The organism is Desulfomicrobium apsheronum, assembly GCF_900114115.1.
GTDB lineage: Bacteria > Desulfobacterota > Desulfovibrionia > Desulfovibrionales > Desulfomicrobiaceae > Desulfomicrobium > Desulfomicrobium apsheronum.
Genome location: NZ_FORX01000006.1, coordinates 136,632 through 152,728, shown reverse-complemented (window position 1 = coordinate 152,728; position 16,097 = coordinate 136,632). Strand labels below are relative to the sequence as shown.

The following is a 16,097-nucleotide window of genomic DNA, read 5'->3' as shown; positions in this document are numbered from 1 at the left end:
AAACCTGCATGCAGGTATCCGCTTTTTCGTTCCAGCCTGCCTTAAAGCACATCCTGAGTTGCACAATTCACATTGCCGTGAGATGGATAAAGAGACGTGATAAAACCCCTTTTGCGCCCCAAGGAGGACTGCCGTGGAGAAACAAAAAGCCTTCGTGCTCTGGTTTGACGAACTGGGAATAGAAGACGTTCCGCTGGTCGGCGGCAAGAACGCAAGCCTTGGCGAGATGTACCGTAACCTTGTGCCCAAGGGCGTGCCCATCCCGAATGGTTTCGCGATCACGGCCCATGCCTATCGCCACCTGCTCAAGGCTTCCGGGGCCATGGACAAGATCAAGGGCATAATGGAAGGCCTTGATACCCACGACATGGACAACCTCATGGAGCGCGGCAGCCGCGTCCGCGCCCTGATCCGCAATCTCGAAATTCCGGCGGACCTGCAGGGCGCCATCATAAGCGCCTACCGCAAGCTGGAAGAGACATATGGCAAAAATGTGGACATGGCCGTGCGCTCCTCGGCCACGGCTGAAGATCTGCCCGACGCCAGCTTCGCCGGCCAGCAGGAGACCTACCTGAACATCAGGGGCGTCGAAGACCTTCTGGACGCCTGCCAGCGCTGCTTTGCCTCCCTTTTCACCAACCGGGCCATTTCCTACCGCCAGGACAAGGGCTTCGATCATTTCTCCATCGCCCTGTCCATCGGCGTGCAGAAGATGGTGCGCTCTGACCTCTCGGCCAGCGGCGTCATGTTCTCCATCGACACCGAGACCGGCTTCAAGGACGCGGTCTTTCTGACCGGAGCCTGGGGCCTGGGCGAAAACGTGGTCCAGGGCGCGGTCAACCCGGATGAATGGTACATCTTCAAACCCACCCTCAAAAAAGGATTCAAGCCCATCATCATGAAGCGGGTCGGCGGCAAGGCCATCAAGATGATCTACACCACCGACGCCAAGGCTCCGACCAAGAACGTGGCCGTGCCCGAAGAGGACCGGCGCAGGCTGGTCATAAACGACGACGAGGTCGTGGCCCTGGCCCGCATGGCCTGCACCATCGAGGAACATTACAGCGCCCATCGCGGCCAGTTCACGCCCATGGACATCGAATGGGCCAAAGACGGCCAGACAGGTGAACTGTTCATCGTTCAGGCGCGGCCTGAGACAGTACATTCCCTGAAAGACCTGGCCGTCCTCAAGAAATACGTACTTACGGGAAAGGGGGAGACACTGGTCGAAGGCCAGTCCGTGGGCGAACTCATCGGGCAGGGGCCGGTGCAGGTCATCAAGTCGGCGGGAATGATCCACACCTTCCGCAAAGGAGAGGTCCTCGTCACGGACATGACCGACCCGGACTGGGAACCTATCATGAAGATCGCCTCGGCCATCGTGACCAACCGTGGCGGCAGGACCTGTCACGCGGCCATCGTCAGCCGGGAACTCGGCATTCCCTGCATCGTCGGCACCGGGAACGCCACCACCAAACTTGCCCAGAGCGAGGACGTGACCGTGGTCTGCTCCGAAGGTTCCATCGGCAGTGTCTACCGGGGGCTTGTGCCCTTCGAGATCCAGGAAACGGATCTTGGTACTCTGCCCAAACCCAAGACCAAGATCATGATGAACCTCGCGAGCCCCGAACAGGCCTTCGAGAAAAGTTTCATCCCCAATGAAGGAGTGGGCCTGGCGCGGGAGGAATTCATCATCAACTCCTACATCAAGATCCACCCCTTGGCGCTTCTGAACTACGAAGACCTGCCGGACGACATCCTGAAGCGCGCCATCGCCGACATGACCTCGGGCTATGCAGACAAGGCGGAATTTTTTGTCGACAAGCTGGCCGAAGGTGTGGGCATGATCGCGGCCGCATTTTATCCCAAACAGGTCATCGTGCGCCTCTCGGACTTCAAGTCCAACGAATACGCCAACCTCATCGGCGGCAAACTCTTCGAGCCGGAAGAGGAGAACCCCATGATCGGCTGGCGCGGGGCCTCGCGCTACTACTCCCCCGATTACAAGGAGGCCTTCGGTCTCGAATGCCGGGCCATGAAGAAAATCCGCGAGGACATGGGCCTGACCAACGTGGAGATCATGATCCCCTTCCCGCGCACCGTGGAAGAGGCGAAACAGGTCATCGAGACCATGGCCGAGTTCGGCCTGAGACAAGGCGAGAACGGACTTAAAGTCATCGGCATGTGCGAGATCCCGTCCAACGTGATCATGGCCGAGGAGTTCCTTGAAGTCTTCGACGGCTTCTCCATCGGCACCAACGATCTGACCCAGCTCATCCTCGGTGTGGACCGCGATTCATCCCTGGTGGCCCACGTCTACGACGAGCGAAATCCGGCCGTGAAGCGTTTCGTCAGGCAGGTTATCGAGGTGGCTGTCAAAAAGGGCAAGTACATCGGCATCTGCGGCCAGGCCCCCAGCGACTACCCCGAGTTCGCAGAGTTCGTGGTCGAGTGCGGCATCGAGTCCATGTCCCTCAATCCCGACACGATCATAAAAACCACCCTGATCGTGGCCGAGCTTGAAAAAAAGCTGGGCCTAGGCTGAATTCCGCCCGGAGCCGGCCGCATCGGACACGGTCGGCTCCGGTTTCCTGCACCTCGAAACGCACCTGCGATATCGCGAACAAACCCTTTGTTCGCCGCACAAAAACACTCATCGATCGGGTATGGAGGAGTACCCGAAACACAACCCTCACATCCCCTTGATCAAAATCATTTTACATGATCTCTATTACTAATCCCGCGACCAAAAAAAAGCTTCATTTAAATCATTACAAATTTCTGCATATAGCAGAACTTGGTTCTTTTTTAAAAGATATGCTTTGTCTTTGACTTTTTTCCGACACGTCAAGCACACACTGTAATTCTCAAATATTTTTTTCTTGATATCATTCAGAAAAAAAATGTCGCGGAGAAGGAGATCTCATGCAAATATATTCTGAAAACCAGCGTCGCCTGGCAAAAATCATTGCGGAAGACGCCACTCGTTCCAACTGGACGGATTGGAAGTGGCACGTACGCAACAGCATCAAAAGCATCGAAGGGGTCGAACGTCTACTCGGCATCCAATTTACCGGGAAGGAGCGGGCTGCGCTCAAAAATACCACTGAAAAGTTTCCCATGGCCATCACGCCGTACTATCTGTCCCTGATCGATCCCAAGGACTACCGCAACGATCCCGTGTTCATGCAGGCTTTTCCCTCGACCGACGAGCTGCGCATCGAAAGTCATGACATGAGCGACCCCCTGCACGAGGACGAAGATTCCCCCGTGCCCGGCCTGACCCACCGCTACCCGGACCGGGTGCTGCTGCATGTCAGCAACACCTGCGCCATGTATTGCCGCCACTGCACCCGCAAGCGCAAGGTCGGCGACCGTGATTCCATCCCGAGCCGCGATGATCTGCGCCAGGGCATCGAATACATCCGCAATACCCCGCAGGTGCGCGACGTGCTCCTGTCCGGAGGCGACCCCTTTCTGCTCTCCGACGACATGCTCGACTGGCTTCTGACCGAGATCAGCAGCATCGAGCACGTCGAGGTCGTGCGCATCGGCACACGCACCCCGGTGGTTCTGCCGTACCGCATCACCGATGATCTGGTCGAGATGCTCAAGAAGCATCATCCGCTCTGGATCAACACGCATTTCAATCATCCCGCGGAGATCACGGCCTCGTCCAAGCAGGCCCTGGCCAAGCTGGCCAACGCAGGCATCCCCCTTGGCAACCAGAGCGTGCTGCTGGCTGGCGTGAACGACTGTCCGCGCTTGATCAAGGTCCTGAATCACAAGCTGGTGCGCAATAGAGTGCGCCCCTACTATCTGTATCAGTGCGACCTGTCCGAAGGCCTGACCCATTTTCGCACGCCCATCGGCAAGGGCATCGAGATCCTGGAGAGCCTGCGCGGCCACACCAGCGGCTTCTCCATTCCGACCTACGTGGTCGATGCTCCGGGTGGCGGCGGCAAGATCCCGCTCATGCCCAACTACATCATCTCCTGGACCGCGAACAAGGTCGTGCTGCGCAACTACGAGGGCGTCATCACCACCTACCACGAGCCGGCCCATTACGAGCCGACCTACTGCGACCGGGAATGCTCGACCTGCAACCTGCAGTTGCGCGAGGCCGACGCCGAGGAGAAGGCCATCGGCATCGAAAGCCTGCTGGCCGACTGGGACGACGCCCAGAGCCTCACCCCCGAGGAGAACGAACGCATAGGGAGGCGCACTGATGCAGCCTGACAGCATGATCCGCATGACAGGAGCCCTGCTCCAGCACGGACCGGCCAGCGACCGTGTCTATCTGATGAAACTGGCGTCCCCGGATGTGCCGCGCATCATCCGCTTCATGGAACAGTTGGCCTCGACCAACGGCTACACCAAGCTCTTCGCCAAGGTGCCCGGACCGGCCGAGGGCTGGTTCAGGGCCCAGGGCTTCAAGGTCGAAGCCAGGGTCCCGAACATGTTCAACGGCAGCCAGGACGGCTGTTTCATGGCCAAGTATCCCAAACGCGAACGCTCCGTCATCCGCAGCCCGAAGCTGGTGCAGGATGTGCTCAGCACCGCCAGGGAGCAGAGCCTGCAAAATGGACGCACCCTGCCCGAGGGCTGGACCATCGCAGTCATGAAGCCCGAAGACGCAAAGGCCATGGCAGGCCTCTACCGCCGTGTCTTCGAGACCTATCCCTTCCCCATTGATGATGAAGGCTACCTTCTCTCAACAATGGATTCGCATGTGCGCTACTTCGGTGTACGCGACACCGAAGGAAACTTGACAGCCCTGGCCTCGGCTGAAATGGATTGCACCTCCGGGAACGTGGAGATGACCGACTTCGCCACATTGCCGGAAAACCGCGGCAAGGGGCTGGCCTGCATTCTCCTGGCGCACATGGAAAAGGAGATGGCAAGGGCCGGAATCGACACCGCCTATACCATCGCCCGAGCTCATGCCACCGGCATGAATATTGTTTTCGCCCGGCAGGGATACTCCTTCGCCGGGACTTTACCCAACAACACCCAGATCAAAGGCGATCTTGAGAGCATGAATGTCTGGTACAAACCCCTTGAAGCCCGCGACAAAACGCTTTGAGTTGGCCTACTCCATCCGCTGGAATCTTTTTCTGATCACCAGCGGAGCGCTCCTGTGCGCCTTCGCCATGAAAGGCATCGCCATTCCCCAGCAGTTCATACCCGGCGGTTTTTTCGGCGTGGGCGCGCTCATCTATTATTCGACGGGATGGCTGACCCCGGGCATTCTCTTCTTTCTGATCAACCTGCCCGCCTTCATCCTGGGATGGTACAAGCTCAGTCCCCGTTTCGTGCTCTACAGCCTCTACGGGCTGGTGGTCATGACCGTGGCCTTCGAGCTCATGAACGTCACCGTCGAGATCCATGACCAATTCTACGCGGCCGTCGCCTGCGGCGTGCTGAACGGACTCGGCGGCGGACTCATCCTGCGCTCCCTGGGGTCGGGAGGCGGCCTTGACATCCTCGCGGTCTATCTCTTCCAGAATTACAATATCGGCGTGGGCAAGGTCTATTTCGGTTTCAATCTCGGGCTCTTCCTCCTGTGTCTGACCATCATGCCCGTCGATCTGGTCATCGTCTCCCTGATTCTGGTCTTCATCTCCTCCGTAATGGTCGAACAGACTCTCTCGCTCTTTTCGCAGCGCAAGGTCGTCTTCATCATCTCCGATCATTCCGAAGCCATCAGCCAGAGCATCCTCGACTCCTTGAAGCAAAGCGCCACCTTTTTAAAAGGCATGGGAGCGTTCAGCAAACGCGAAAAGAACGTGCTCATGACCGTGGTCAACAACATCCAACTCAAGAAGCTCGAAGAGATAACCTTCACCCACGACCCGCAGGCCCTCTTCATCGTCGAGAACACCTTCACGGTGCTGGGTTCAAGTTTCTCCAAGCGCAAGATCTACTGACCACGAATAACGCCGACAAACAGGCTTATACTTCCCTACAGCCCCCCGTTGCCGCAATGCGTGCAACCGGGGGCTTTTTTGCGCATAACAGGGCATGACATCGACCAGCAGAGCGGGTACATACCCTCTTGCATCGTCGCGCCCCGCGCCCTCATGAACCGACCTTCGGAGGAAGGCATGTTTTCCTCGCGCAACGTCCCCCTTGTCACCTACGTACGCCGCACCCTTGTCGCCAGGCTGGCCATCATGGCCACGGTCATCGCGGTGGCCATGGCCGTCTTCGCCTACGTGGCCGAAGAGCGCATGCTCAAAGAGGAAATCGTGACCGAGGCCCGGGCGGACATCGGGGAACTGGTCGCAAGGACCCGGGAGATTGTGGCCCAGACGGACGTCACGCCAGCGGCGGCCTTTGACCGAGCCCTGGGCGAATTCGGCGCCACAAGGCGGCTCACCACGCGCGGCAAGATCGTTTACGCCAAATTCAGCGGACGGGACAAAGCGGAAGAGCGGGAATACCTGGACACGACTTTCGCCGAGCACCAGGCGGTCTGGGAACATGTCCACGCGGACGGGGCATCCGCCTCCTACACAGAACTCCCATGGGTCGAAACAAAGCGCATCGCGAAGCTTCTCGCGGTCCACGCCGTGCTGCTTCTTGGGGATCCCGCGCGGGACGAGGCGGGAACGGCCGAGATCGTTTTCATCCCAGCCCCGGCCGTAGTGGCCTCCATGAAAAGGAAATCCGTCTTCACCGCAGGTATCGTGGTGCTCATCACCCTGGCCACGACCGGACTCCTCTACCCGGTCGTGCTGCGCCTGACCAACCGGCTGGTGGCCTTCTCCCGCAACATGCAGGCCGCGAACTTCGAGACCCTCTCGCTGCTTGGGTGCATCGTCGCCAAGCGCGACAGCGACACGGACGAGCACAACTACAGGGTGACCATGTACGCCCTGCGCATGGGCGAGGCCCTCGATCTGCGCACGCCCCAGATGCGCGCCCTGACCATGGGCGCCTTCCTGCACGACGTAGGCAAGATCGCCATCAGGGACGATATCCTGCTCAAGCCCGGCAGGCTCACGCCGGATGAATTCGAAATCATGAAGACCCATGTCCGGCACGGGCTGGACGTCATCGCGCGCTCGACCTGGCTGCGCGAGGCGCGCGACGTGGTCGGCGGGCATCACGAGAAGTTCGACGGAGCAGGCTATCCCGATGGCCTGGAAGGCAAGGAGATCCCCCTGACCGCACGCATCTTCGCCGTGGCCGACGTCTTCGACGCCCTGACCTCGCGCAGGCCATACAAGGCACCGCTCAGCTGCGGGGAGGCGCTGGACATCCTTGAACAGGGCCGCGGGACGCATTTTGACCCGGAGGTCGTGGACCTCTTTGCGGGCATGGCCAAAACCCTGCACGAGCATTACGCGCACAAGACCGGCAGCGACCTCAAGGCCGAACTCATCGACATGTCCTGGAGATATTTCCAGCACGATGCCCAGACGCTGATCTGACAACCTCGAATCGTTCCCACCTCAAAAAGATCGCCCCATCCTCTGCCGCGTCATCCTGATTCAAGATCGCCAGTGCCTATCCCAGGCCACATTTTATTCCGGAATGCACACGGAAAACCAAATATGAATCATCCGGCGCGCAATTCCTATTGGCAGGCCCGGCCGGGCCTGTTACCAATAAAAAACAACTCAGGACAATACATGGCCGATTGCAAATTGTCTACCAAGCATCTTTTTTCATTGACAAAATGGCGAACACACCAAGCTTGGCAAGCATGATGAAGCGCATGTACTGTCAAGAGATTTCGAGCAGTGCGCCCGCTACATCGTGTGCAAGGCCCTGGGCAGGGAGAAGGTGCCGGCCGACCTGACTCCAAGCCAGGTGGACAAGGCAAAACAAATCATTCGTTGATCACAAGAACCGGAGGAACCAGTTCATGTTCGTTGTCATTGTGGATATCGTGACCAGGAAGGAATTCGCCGATGATTTTCGGGAGGCGGTGCTGAGGCAAGGCAACAATTCAGTCACCAGGGAAGAAGGTTGTCTCGGATTTGAAATTCTGCAGGATCCCGAAAATCCGGCCAACTTCACCCTCTACGAAACCTATACCGACGCGGCCACGTTTTATGAAGTGCACCGCTCAACGCCCCATTTCAAGGACTATGCGCTCTCAACCGCCCCTTGGGTGGAAAGCAAGAGCATGCGCGTACTCAGCAAAATCTGGCCCTCGGACTGACACAAGCCGGGCCGACCGGGAAGTGCTTTGCGGCCAGCCTCCGTCACAGATACTTGATGGCCGCAAAGCCCAGAATGGCCAGGACGACCAGGGCCGAGGCGGCCAGCTCGAAATGCCTTTCCATGAAAGGCTTGATGCGCGCCCCGAACAGACGGATGAGCCCGGCCACCAGAAAAAAGCGCGTTGCCCTGCCCAACGCCGAAGCCAGCACGAATTGGCCCAGATCAAAGCTCATCATGCCCGAAGCTATGGTGAAGACCTTGTAGGGAATGGGTGTCACCGCCGCGACCAGCACGCCGAAGAAGCCGTAATTTTCGTACCAGACGCGCACCATCTCGACCACGGCCTCGCCATTATACATGCGCACGATGGGCAAACCTACCGTCTCCCAAAGCCCCCAGCCGATGAAATACCCGAGCAATCCCCCCACGACCGACGCAGCGGTGCACCACGCGGCCAGTTTGAACCAGCGTCCGGGCGTCGAAAAGCACAGCGCAATGAGCAGCACATCGGGCGGCACCGGGAAAAAGGAGCTCTCGGCAAAGGACAGAAGCACCAGGGCCGGCAGGGCGTAAGGCGTTGCGGCCCAGTGCAGGGTCCAGTGGTAGAGCTTGCGCAAGGGGTTGCGCGTGGCGCGGGCCTGGGCCAGATCGTCCGTGGCGGTGGTGGAGGCATCGTGTTTCATTGCGCTGGCAGACCAGCATAAAAGAGCCGGGACCACAACAAAAAAACTCGCTCCGCATGCTCCCGAGCCACTTTTCTTTTGCCCTCGTTTCCCGCACAGTCCGGTCCGAAAGTTCACCATTTTCACGGAAATATCATGAGCAGACTCAAAACCCGGCCCACGCCCGAAAAAGGCGACGCAAAGAGTTCCCAGGGATGCCTCGCGGTGCTGCCCTGGCCGCTGCCCGCGCTTGTGACCTGGGGCGCCTGCTGGGCGTTGTTTCTGGGCCTGCACGCCCTGCAAACCCCAATCACGTGGAGCCTGGGGCTGGCCACGAGTCTTGGACTCGCGGCCAGCCCCATGACCGCCTCCGTCTGGCGCAAATTTTTCATCGCCGCCGGCTTTCCCCTGTCCCTGGCCGCATCAAACCTCGGGACCGCCCTTCCGCCGTGGATATGGCTCATCCCGCTCGGCCTGCTGCTGCTCCTCTATCCCATGAGCGCCTGGCGGGATGCCCCGCTGTTTCCCACTCCCAAGGGCATTCTGGACGAACTGGACAAGGTCGCGCCGCTCACGTGCACGGACCGCATTCTGGACGCAGGCTGCGGAGTGGGCAATGGACTTGCCGAACTGTACCGCATCTATCCCACGGCGCAGATCGACGGGCTGGAAAAAAGCTGGCCCCTGCGCATCGTGTGCGCCTGGCGCTGCCCCTTCACCCGAGTGCGCCACGGAGACATCTGGAAAGCCGACTGGTCGGACTATTCCATGGTCTACATGTTCCAGCGCCCCGAAAGCATGGGCCCGGCAGCAGAAAAAGCCCGACGTGAACTTTCGCCAGGCTCCTGGCTGGTCAGCCTGGAATTCGAGGCACCGGACCTTGAACCTCTTGTCGTGCTGCGCAGCCGCGAAGACAAACCAGTCTGGATCTACCGCATGCGTTGAACACAAAACCGGCCGGGCCAATACAAGCGAAAACCCCCAGCGCGGAAGCGGTGGGGGTTTTCATAATCGTTTTGTGAAACGTCGCGTTATTGAGGACTTGAGAACTCGTGCCCCTTGTGAAGGGCCTTGGAGACCGGGATGATGTCGGCGGAAGGACAGAAAAGCGTCTCCATGGTGACATCCTTTAAGGCCTCGCACAACACCTGATCCATGTTCTCGACGAACACGATCTCAAGGTCCTTCAGGATGACCTTGGGCACTTCCTTCAGATCCCGCTCATTTTCCTTGGGCAGCAGGACCCGCGTGATCAGACCCCGATGCGCGGCCAGAAGCTTGTCGCGCACCCCGCCTATGGGCAGAACCCGGCCGCGCAGGGTGATCTCCCCGGTCATGGCCACGTCGTTCCTGACGGGAATGTCGAGTAAGGCCGAGGCTAGACAGGTAGCCAGCGTGATCCCGGCCGAGGGACCGTCCTTGGGGGTCGCGCCTTCGGGCACGTGGATGTGGGTGTCGATTTCCTTGTAGAAATCCTTGCGCAGCCCGAAGAATTCAGACCGGGAGCGGATGTAGCTGATGGCCGCCTTGGCAGACTCCTGCATGACGTCGCCAAGCTTGCCGGTGATCTCGATCTTGCCCGTGCCGGGCATGAGCGCCACTTCCACAAAGAGCAGTTCGCCGCCGACCTGGGTCCAGGCAAGGCCCGTGGCCACGCCGACCTGGGCCTCCTCCTCGCGCTGGCCGTGGCGAACCTTGGGTACGCCAAGATAGGAGCCAAGCATGGACTTGGTCACGGCCACGGTCTTGTCCATGTCCCCATCTTCCACCAGGGCCCTGGCCACCTTGCGGCAGACCGAGGCCAGCTCGCGCTCCATGTTGCGCACGCCGGATTCGCGGGTGTAGCGGCGGATGACCTCAAGGATCGCGCCCTTGGACATGCTCAGATTTTCAGACTTGAGGCCATGCTGCTCAAGCTGCTTGGGCAGCAGAAAATCAGACGCGATGCGTTCCTTCTCCGTCTCAAGATAGCCGGGGATGGTGATGATCTCCATGCGGTCCTGCAGGGGCAGCGGAATGGTCTGGAGCGAATTGGCCGTGGTGATGAAAAAGACCTGGGACAGGTCGTAGTCCATGTCCAGGTAATGATCGTTGAAGGCGCTGTTCTGTTCCGGATCGAGAACTTCAAGCAGCGCGGCCGAAGGGTCGCCCCTGAAGTCCATGCTCATCTTGTCGACCTCGTCCAGGCAGAAGACCGGATTGTTGGTCGAGACGCGCTTGAGCGACTGGATGATCTTGCCCGGCAGAGCCCCGACATAGGTCCGGCGATGACCGCGGATCTCGGCCTCATCGCGCACGCCGCCCAGCGACAGGCGCACGAATTCGCGCCCCGTGGCTCGGGCGATGGACTTGGCCAGGGAGGTCTTGCCGACGCCGGGAGGGCCGACCAGACAAAGAATGGGACCGCGCAATTTTTTGACCAGGGCCTGAACGGCCAGATATTCGAGGATGCGCTCCTTGGGCTTTTCAAGGCCGTAATGGTCGTCATCCAAAATTTTCTGCGCCTGCTTTATGTCGATGTCCACGTCGCGGACCACGTTCCAAGGCAGGGCCAGAATCCAGTCCACGTAGTTGCGCAGCACCGCGTACTCGGCCGAGGACGGCGGGGTCTGGCGCAGCTTCTTCATTTCGGCCATGGCCTTGGCGCGGGCCTCCTCGGGCATGTCCTTTTCCTTGAGCTGGACTTCGAGCTCCTCCATGTCCGCCTTGGGATCGAAATCCCGGCCCATCTCCTTGTGGATGGCTTTGAGCTGCTCGCCGAGGTAGTAATCCTTCTGATTCTCCTCCATCTGCTTCTTGACGCGGCCCTTGATCTTCTTTTCCAGGGAAAAGACCTCGACCTCTTCCTGGATGAGTTCATAGACTCGCTCCAGACGGCGGACGGGATTGCGCAGCTCAAGGACGCCCTGCTTGCGATCGTAGGTGGCCTTGAGGTGCGGGGCGATGCTGTCGGCCAGGCGGCCGGGCTGGGACACGCTGGTGATGGCCAGGATGGTCTCCTTGGCCAGCTTGCGGTTGACCTGGGAATATTCCTCCACCGCCTCATGGGTGGCGCGGACCAGGGCTTCGCCCTCCATGGGATTGCCTTCCAGATCCGGCAGCGCGGAGGTCCGCACCATCTGGATGTCGTCCTCGATCATGAGCCCGCGCTCATGGTCGAAGGAAGCACGGTACAAGCCCTCGAAGAGCACCTTGATGGTCCCGTCGGGCAGACGCAGCATCTGCAAGACCTTGCTGACCGTGCCAACTTCAAAGAGGCCTTCCACGTCGGGTCGTTCCTGTCCGGGATCTTTCTGGGCGACCAGAAAAATCCTCTTCTCGTATCTGTCCAGGGCCATCTCGATGGCCTTGATGGAGGAATCCCGGCCCACGAAAAGAGGCACGATGGATTTGGGGAACATGACCACTTCGCGCAGGGACATGACCGGAAGGATCATGCTCCCGTGAGTGGATTTTTCAAAAACTATGGCATCGGTCATGATTGCTCTCGCGGGTCTTGGCCGACCACGGATGGTCAGGCGCTCTTGGCCTCGGGTTTGAACAGGAGCAACGGTTCCTTGCCCTCTTCCACCACGGCCTTGTTGATGACGCACTCGGTGACGTCCTTGGTGGACGGCAGAGTGTACATGATGTCGAGCATGATGGATTCCATCACGGATCTGAGGCCCCTCGCTCCGGTTTCCAGCTTGATCGCCTTGGAGGCCAGGGCCTTTAAGGCATTGTTCGTGAATTTGAGTTCCACGCTCTCAAGCTCGAACATCTTCTGATACTGTTTTACCAGAGCGTTCTTGGGCTCCTGCAGGATGCGCATCAGATCGTCCTCGTTGAGTTCGGTGAGGGAAGTGATGACCGAAATGCGCCCTGTAAATTCAGGAATAAGTCCGAAACGAATCAAGTCCATGGGGTGAACCTGCTTGAGCAGGCTGTCGGTGTTGTCATCCTGCTTACGGCGCATCTTGGCGCCAAAACCCATGCTCGATCCCTGAACGCGCTGCTTGACCATGTCGTCCAGCCCGATGAAGGCACCGCCGACAATGAAAAGAATGTTCGAGGTATCGAGGCGGATGAATTCCTGCTGCGGATGCTTGCGGCCGCCCTTGGGGGGAATGTTGGCCACGGTCCCTTCGATGATCTTGAGGAGCGCCTGCTGCACGCCCTCGCCGGACACGTCCCGGGTGATGGACGGACTGTCGGACTTGCGCGAAATCTTGTCGATCTCGTCCACGTAGATGATGCCCTTGGCCGCCGATTCCAGATTGTAGTCGGCGTTCTGCACCAGCTGGACCAGGATGTTCTCCACGTCCTCGCCCACATAACCGGCCTCGGTCAGCGTCGTGGCGTCGGCGATGGCGAAGGGCACCTTCAGGATGCGCGCCAGGGTCTGGGCCAGCAGGGTCTTGCCGGAACCCGTAGGGCCGATCAGGAGGATGTTGCTCTTGTCGAGCTCCACGTCATCCTTGACCAGGGAGTGATATTTTATGCGCTTGTAGTGGTTGTACACGGCCACGGACAGGATCTTCTTGGCGTCATCCTGTCCGACCACGTAATCATCCAGGGCGGCCTTGATCTCCTGGGGCAACGGTATGTCCGAGGAATCAAGATCTTCCTTGCGATTGTCATTCTTCAAGATGTCATCGCACAGGGCAATGCATTCATTGCAGATGTACACATCTGGACCGGCAATGAGCCTCAGCACTTCGTCCTGTCCCTTGCCACAAAAAGAGCAGGTCAGATCCTTGCCGGTTCTTTTTTTTCTTTCCGCCATGGTTACCTCAAAATTCTAAAAAATTCCTGAATCTATTCAAGTTCCTTGCGGGAGGCCAGAACCTGATCGATGAGTCCGTAAGTGCAGGCTTCTTCCCCGCTCATGAAATAATCCCGTTCCGTGTCCTGCTCGACCTTTTCCAGCGTCTGACCGGTGTGACTGGCCAGAATCCCGTTCAACTCACCACGCAGACGGATGATCTCCTTGGCCTGGATGGCGATATCCGTCGCCTGGCCCTGAAATCCGCCCATGGGCTGATGGATCATGATGCGCGAATGAGGCAGCGTGTAGCGCATGCCCTTCTCGCCTGCCGCCAGGAGCACCGCCGCCATGCTCGCGGCCTGGCCGATGCACAGGGTGGCCACGGGCGCGGAGATGTACTGCATGGTGTCATAGATGGCCATGCCGGCCGTCACTGCTCCGCCGGGAGAGTTGATGTACATGTAGATCTGCTTCTCGGGATTCTCGGACTCCAGAAAAAGCAGCTGGGCGCAGATGGAGTTGGCGACGTGATCGTCGATGGGAGTGCCCAGAAGCACGATGCGGTCCTTGAGCAGGCGGGAATAGATATCGTACATCCGCTCGCCGCGGCCGGTGTTTTCAATGACGAATACGGAATTACTGACCATGAAAGCTCCTAAAAAACAAAAATGGGGACTGACACCAAAGATTTGAAAAATAACGATCCGGGGCAGGGTGTCAAGGGCTGTGTGCGGGGGAGTCGCGGGTCACCCGCTTTGACCTGCACATTGCCTGCCAGATTGAACGCGGACTTCCCGGAAAAGAAAAGGGGCCGGGTCAAGCCCGGCCCCCCTCGAAACTATGCGTTCGGGGCTGCTGCCGGGGGAACCGTGGTCACCGTGGCGTTTTCGTAAATAAGTTCCATGGCCTTGTCGGCCAGAACCCGATCCTTGAGCGGAATCATCAGGTTGTGCTGCTCGTAGTAATCCTTGATGGAATGGAAGTCCTGGCCGGTGGACGCGGCCATCTTCTGCAGAACCATATCCACTTCCTGGGGATCGACCGTCAGATTTTCGGCGTTGGCGATGGCCAGGAGCACCAGGGAGGACTTGACCACGTCTTCGGCCTGGGCGCGGTTCTCTTCGCGCAGCTCGGCGGGAGTGCGGCCCAGGGAATCAAGGCTCTTGCCCTGACGCTCAAGCTTGCCCTGCAGCTCGACGATCTGCTTGTCGATCTGCTCTTCGACGATGCTCTGCGGCAGCTCGAAGCTGACTTCGGTCTTGATGCCGTCCAGGAGTTTCTTCTGGGCGTCGCCCTTGACCAGCTGCTTGCGGGTCGAGACGTAGGACTTCTCGATGGCGTCTTTCAGGTCCTGCACGGAGGTGTAACCGCCGGCAAGCTCGGCGAAGTCATCGTTGACCTCGGGCAGGTCGCGAACCTTGATGGCATGCAGGGTGACCTGCATGGACACGGTCTGGCCGGACAGCTTGTCGTTGATGAAATCCGCGGGGAAGGTCAGCTCGCTCTCCTTGCTTTCGCCGGGAGTCATGCCGATGACGATATCCTCGAATTCGGGCAGGGAATTTCCTTCGCCCAGGGGAAGCTCAAACTTGTTGGCGGCGATTCCTTCCATGGCGACCCCGTCCTGGAAGGCCTGGAAGTCGATGACCGCAATGTCGCCGGTGGCGGCAGGACGCTCATCCTTGATGATCACGGTCTTGGCCATGTTCTGGCGGATGCGCTCAATGACGTCCTCGACCTGCTGCGGATCGACGACCACTTCCTCCTCCTCGACGGCCAGCCCCTTGTACTCGGGCAGGTCGAAGGAAGGGGCGATTTCAAAGGAAAACGAATAGGAAAAATCCTCTTCCCGCTCCATTTCCTTGGCATCGACGTCGATGCGGGACAGGGGGGAGAGCTTGAGTTCGCCCAGAATCTCATTGATATGATAGTTGATCAGGTCGGTCGTGGCCTCGCCGTAAATCTGCTTGCGGTACTTGGCCTCGACCACGGTGGACGGGACCTTGCCCTTGCGGAAGCCCTTGATCTCCGCACCCTTGCGGTACAGGGCCACGGTAGCGGCCAACGCGGCATGCACTTCCTCGACGCTCACTTCCACTGCCACCTTGCGCTTGACCGGGGAAAGTTCTTCGACTTTGTATTCCATGACTCCACTCCTTAGGTGATGGGCGCTCCCTCGGGGGCCCGGATAATCGATATTGCGCGAGAGGCGGGCCTGGGTTTTCTCCCTCGACGTGCCCGTTCCCGTCATTTCCTCAGTACGTCCGAATTGTCTTGTCCCTGGCAGCGCGGGCATTGAAGCCCCTGATCCAGGACCTGTCTGTTTTTAATTGGTGCGGGCGATAGGATTCGAACCTACAAGCTTTTGGCGTCAGCTCCTAAGGCTGATGCGTTTACCGTTCCGCCACACCCGCAATCCACAAAAGAGACTCCATAGACAAGCTTTCACGGGCCTGTCAACGCATCTCGCGCCTTCAAATCCGTGATTTTGGCCCCATTCGTCCGTCCTT

At 59.0% G+C, this 16,097-nt stretch carries 12 protein-coding genes and 1 tRNA gene; 7 read left to right on the top strand and 6 right to left on the bottom strand.

Going from position 1 to position 16,097, the window contains the following annotated elements; genetic code table 11:
- Window positions 1-133: 133 nt before the first annotated feature.
- The 6 genes from ppsA (at window position 134) to BMZ40_RS08455 (ending at window position 8,176) form a co-directional block, all read left to right on the top strand.
- On the top strand, window positions 134-2,545 hold the full coding sequence (gene ppsA, locus BMZ40_RS08480; protein ID WP_092374055.1) for a phosphoenolpyruvate synthase: 2,412 nt from the start codon (window positions 134-136) through the stop codon (window positions 2,543-2,545).
- Between the two features lie 380 nt (window positions 2,546-2,925).
- The gene (gene kamA, locus BMZ40_RS08475; RefSeq protein WP_092374052.1) at window positions 2,926-4,239 is read left to right on the top strand and encodes a lysine 2,3-aminomutase; all 1,314 of its coding nucleotides are present in this window, start codon (window positions 2,926-2,928) and stop codon (window positions 4,237-4,239) included.
- Complete coding sequence (ablB, locus tag BMZ40_RS08470) at window positions 4,229-5,086, top strand: putative beta-lysine N-acetyltransferase (protein ID WP_092374049.1); 858 nt, start codon at window positions 4,229-4,231, stop codon at window positions 5,084-5,086. Before kamA ends, ablB begins: the two co-directional genes overlap by 11 nt.
- On the top strand, window positions 5,043-5,930 hold the full coding sequence (locus tag BMZ40_RS08465) for a YitT family protein (protein ID WP_092374046.1): 888 nt from the start codon (window positions 5,043-5,045) through the stop codon (window positions 5,928-5,930). Before ablB ends, BMZ40_RS08465 begins: the two co-directional genes overlap by 44 nt.
- A gap of 177 nt (window positions 5,931-6,107) precedes the next feature.
- Window positions 6,108-7,439, top strand: a complete 1,332-nt coding sequence (locus tag BMZ40_RS08460; protein ID WP_177193083.1) for an HD-GYP domain-containing protein — start codon at window positions 6,108-6,110, stop codon at window positions 7,437-7,439.
- Between the two features lie 437 nt (window positions 7,440-7,876).
- The gene (locus BMZ40_RS08455) at window positions 7,877-8,176 is read left to right on the top strand and encodes a putative quinol monooxygenase (RefSeq protein WP_092374040.1); all 300 of its coding nucleotides are present in this window, start codon (window positions 7,877-7,879) and stop codon (window positions 8,174-8,176) included.
- Window positions 8,177-8,219: 43 nt separating this feature from the next.
- On the opposite strand, the gene BMZ40_RS08450 is transcribed toward BMZ40_RS08455, so the two are convergent.
- Window positions 8,220-8,861: a YqaA family protein gene (locus tag BMZ40_RS08450; protein WP_092374037.1), complete on the bottom strand. Its 642-nt coding sequence runs from the start codon at window positions 8,859-8,861 to the stop codon at window positions 8,220-8,222.
- Window positions 8,862-8,996: 135 nt separating this feature from the next.
- Between BMZ40_RS08450 and BMZ40_RS08445 the strand changes: the two genes are divergently transcribed.
- Window positions 8,997-9,785: a class I SAM-dependent methyltransferase gene (locus tag BMZ40_RS08445; protein WP_092374034.1), complete on the top strand. Its 789-nt coding sequence runs from the start codon at window positions 8,997-8,999 to the stop codon at window positions 9,783-9,785.
- Window positions 9,786-9,871: 86 nt separating this feature from the next.
- Here the strand turns inward: BMZ40_RS08445 and lon are convergent, their stop codons facing one another.
- The 5 genes from lon to BMZ40_RS08420 form a co-directional block, all read right to left on the bottom strand.
- The gene (gene lon, locus BMZ40_RS08440) at window positions 9,872-12,319 is read right to left on the bottom strand and encodes an endopeptidase La (RefSeq protein WP_092374031.1); all 2,448 of its coding nucleotides are present in this window, start codon (window positions 12,317-12,319) and stop codon (window positions 9,872-9,874) included.
- 35 nt (window positions 12,320-12,354) lie between these two features.
- The gene (gene clpX / locus BMZ40_RS08435) at window positions 12,355-13,605 is read right to left on the bottom strand and encodes an ATP-dependent Clp protease ATP-binding subunit ClpX (protein ID WP_092374028.1); all 1,251 of its coding nucleotides are present in this window, start codon (window positions 13,603-13,605) and stop codon (window positions 12,355-12,357) included.
- Between the two features lie 32 nt (window positions 13,606-13,637).
- A complete protein-coding gene (gene clpP / locus BMZ40_RS08430) occupies window positions 13,638-14,234 on the bottom strand; it encodes an ATP-dependent Clp endopeptidase proteolytic subunit ClpP (protein ID WP_092193534.1) in 597 nt (198 codons plus the stop codon).
- Between the two features lie 191 nt (window positions 14,235-14,425).
- Window positions 14,426-15,733, bottom strand: coding sequence for a trigger factor (gene tig / locus BMZ40_RS08425; protein WP_092374025.1), 1,308 nt, complete (start codon window positions 15,731-15,733; stop codon window positions 14,426-14,428).
- A 185-nt stretch (window positions 15,734-15,918) separates the two neighbouring features.
- Window positions 15,919-16,001, bottom strand: a tRNA-Leu gene (locus BMZ40_RS08420).
- Window positions 16,002-16,097: the final 96 nt, after the last annotated feature.